The organism is Paenibacillus dendritiformis (assembly GCF_015845845.1).
Classification (GTDB): Bacteria; Bacillota; Bacilli; order Paenibacillales; family Paenibacillaceae; genus Paenibacillus_B; species Paenibacillus_B dendritiformis_C.
Genome location: NZ_LDIG01000027.1, coordinates 1 through 3,133 on the forward strand (window position 1 = coordinate 1; position 3,133 = coordinate 3,133).

Below are 3,133 nucleotides of genomic sequence, written 5' to 3' on the forward strand. Positions count from 1 at the left end.
ACGGTGACCGCTTTTCACCAGCGCCGCCAGGAAATCGTCCCCCGGATCGTGGACCTGCTCCGGGAGCGCAACGGCCACCTGCACTGAACCGCCAAACGGCGGTGACGGCCATCACACTCCAGAATAATATTTGAAAAATACAACAAATATTATTTGAAAACACAACGCTTCTGCTCCCAGGTACAGGTGTCATGGAATGGTCCATGACGCCGATGAAGGAGATCGTCATGAATAGAAGTGAAGACGGCCGTATCACCGAGCCGGAAGATGTGATCGAGCTGGGTGTGGCCAGTGTGGAAACCAAGGGCCGCGGCGAACCGCTCAATGAGGGCTTGGGCCAAACAGTCGGAGTTGGAATCTCCGAGTAGCAAGCAACGAGGCGCACCGCAAGGTGCGCCTCGCACGTCTCCGGGAGACCGACATGAGCACGTACAGATTGAAAGACGACTTGACATTCTGCATCGCAGACGAGCGCCCGATATTCCTTGACACTCGCAAAAACCGGTACTTCAAGCTACCTGCCTCCGCGGAGCGCGCATTCGTCGGGTACATCAACGGCACTGTTCGCCATCCCGCGGAAATCCGTCGCTTGATCGAGCTCAATATCCTGACAGACTCTGCACCCTCCTTAATCACCCCCGAAAAACGGATCCCAAACCCCGACCACAGCTCCGTCGAGCTTCGTTCCCTGACAAACCGGCATGGAGCCAAAGACGCCATTGAAACATTTGCAATTGTCTGTTGGGTTCAACTTTATCTGAAGACGCGCAGATTAAAGAAAGGCCTGGATGCCCTGATCAATTTTCGACGGAGCGCAGAAGATCCTGGCGCCTCAAGCACCAAGACCCTCCTCATTCACGCACATGCGTTTACAAAGTCGAGAGCGCTGGTTCCGATCGCAACCCGCTGCCTCCTCGATTCACTGGCGATGAGCTGGTTCCTCGCAAGGCGAGGCCACTACGCAAACATCGTGTTCGGCGTCACCAGCGACCCCTTTTCTGCACACTGTTGGGTGCAAGCAGGCAATCTCGTCCTGAATGACACGATTGGAAACGTGAGATCCTACACCATCATCCGGGTGATCTGATGGCACACTCCTATATTGTCCTTACCGGAGATGCCCATAGGTCGCCACGGCCCGGCGCCCCCGGGTGGAGTAATGCCAATGCTGCATCACTCGCAGGATTCAAATTACGGTGGAGTTCTGGCACAACCGCAGTCTATGCGCCCCAGGAAACCCCGACCTTGGTGCTTCCCCATGGCGGCGCCATCATTGGCGAAATTTATACCTATTGCGGTGAGCCCATCAACCATCGCCACGAAATTCATGATGAATTATCCCCTGCGGAAATAAGGAAGCAGATAGTAGATAACTATTGGGGAGACTACGTACTGGTTCTTCCAGAAATCGACGACCCAGAAGCAATAAGCGTGATGCGAAGCCCGTCCCCTGCCTCCACCCTTCCGTGTTTCTATTCTACGCAAACCGGGGTGGCTTTTTTTACATCCAGCATCCTCCTCGCTGAAAAAAATGGACTCTACCGCAAGCGAGTCAATTACGACCATCTGACCCATCGCTTGATTTATCCAGGTATAAAAACGTCCGCAACCGGCCTCGCCGACGTGAAGGAGCTGCTGCCAGGCTGCACCGTCCACCTTCGCGGTGGGGAATTCAAAGTCGGACAGAGCTGGGATCCCTGGAAATTTGTCTGCCCGCAAATGCGCTATTCCGACCCGGGCGAGGCTGTGCGCGCAATCCGAGAAGCAGTTGCCATGGTAGTCACCACATGGGCAACGCGCGACGGCTCCGCTCTTCTGGAGCTGTCTGGCGGACTCGATTCTTCGATCGTAGGAGTTTGCTTGAAAAACACATCGGCGAAGATATCATGCGCTACGCTGACGTCGCCGGTTCCAGGCGCTGACGAAAGAGATTATGCAGAGTTGATCGCAAAGATGCTTGGGACGGATCTGACGGCGAAGGAGCTACGATACGGCGACGCACCAATCGATTTTCACCTTCCACCAGATCTCACCACGCCTTTGGTTGGACCTCTGCAGTTCGCAATCGACAAGATCATGGAGGCAATTGCGGAACAACACGATGCAAACAGCTACTACTCCGGCGCCGGCGGCGACACCGTTTTCTGCTATCTCACAAATGCTTCACCCGCGGCGGACGCGTTCCGATCTGCCGGGCTGGCAGCTGGGATCAGGGCCATCCATGACATATCAACATTTCATCAATGCACCTATTGGACGGCCGGGCGCCTCACCTTGCGGAAGCTACTGCAAAACCGAAACAAACATCACGCAAGCGATCATTCATTTTTGCGCAGGGAAGCGCCCACACCGGAGAGAGAGGATCATCCGTGGTTGTCTACGCCACCCAACGCTTTTCCGGGAGACAGGGACCGTATCGCTGAGCTTGCCGCTACGCAGCTTTATCCCGATAGCTGCCCACGCGGCCTGACCAGGAAGTTCAGAATGCCGCTGCTGTCCCAACCAGTCATCGAAGCGTGCCTCCGGGCGCCGAGCTGGATGTGGTTTTCTGGAGGTCAGAACCGCGCGCTTGCAAGGGAAGCGTTTTCGGATTTGCTTCCGCAGCCAATCCTGATGCGCAAGAGCAAGGGGACGTTCACGGCATATCTAGGAGCGCTTTATCGCAGAAAAATAGATCATATGGTCGCCTTTCTTCTGGACGGCGAGCTGCACGCACGTGGCCTTGTGGATGGCGGAAAGATCCGGAAACTTGCGCAGGAAGAAGTTCCGAGAGGCGACAACTCATTCGCACGAATATTTCAGCTGTGCGCGATGGAAAACTGGATCCGCCAACAATCGTCTGCCCGGAGGTGATTACTGCGTCTCTGGGCCGGATCGGCCATCCCGCATTTGGCGCCACCGCTTGAACTGGTCGACCTTTCTCGGGTCGTCGTCCTCGACGCCCATCAGCCAGAATTGAAACCAGTCCAGGTTGCGCTCATAGACATGGAATTTGTGACGCGGCTGGAATTTCTGATGCAGTTCGTTGGGAAATACATAAACATCCGCCTGGTCAGAAAGAATCATTGGCAGGGAATAGTCGAATGAGAACATGTACTCCTGCTCTGCCATCTGCATCAGGACTGGGGATTTC

General features: G+C 55.2%; 3 protein-coding genes and 1 pseudogene. 3 read left to right on the forward strand and 1 reads right to left on the reverse strand.

Going from position 1 to position 3,133, the window contains the following annotated elements:
- Nucleotides 1-191: 191 nt before the first annotated feature.
- From ABD76_RS00210 to ABD76_RS00220, 3 genes are all read left to right on the forward strand, one after another.
- Complete coding sequence (locus tag ABD76_RS00210) at nucleotides 192-368, forward strand: benenodin family lasso peptide (RefSeq protein ID WP_197253244.1); 177 nt, start codon at nucleotides 192-194, stop codon at nucleotides 366-368.
- Nucleotides 369-421: 53 nt separating this feature from the next.
- A complete protein-coding gene (locus tag ABD76_RS00215; RefSeq protein WP_197253246.1) occupies nucleotides 422-1,087 on the forward strand; it encodes a lasso peptide biosynthesis B2 protein in 666 nt (221 codons plus the stop codon).
- A gap of 161 nt (nucleotides 1,088-1,248) precedes the next feature.
- Complete coding sequence (locus ABD76_RS00220) at nucleotides 1,249-2,853, forward strand: asparagine synthase-related protein (protein WP_338124993.1); 1,605 nt, start codon at nucleotides 1,249-1,251, stop codon at nucleotides 2,851-2,853.
- Here the strand turns inward: ABD76_RS00220 and ABD76_RS00225 are convergent.
- Nucleotides 2,854-3,133, reverse strand: a pseudogene (locus tag ABD76_RS00225) (hypothetical protein); the annotation flags it as partial.

Bases quoted from the DNA above. Each gene is read 5' to 3' on its own strand.
- ABD76_RS00215 (WP_197253246.1), top strand. From the start codon at position 422: ATGAGCACGTACAGATTGAAAGACGACTTGACATTCTGCATCGCAGAC.
- ABD76_RS00210 (WP_197253244.1), top strand. From the start codon at position 192: ATGGAATGGTCCATGACGCCGATGAAGGAGATCGTCATGAATAGAAGT.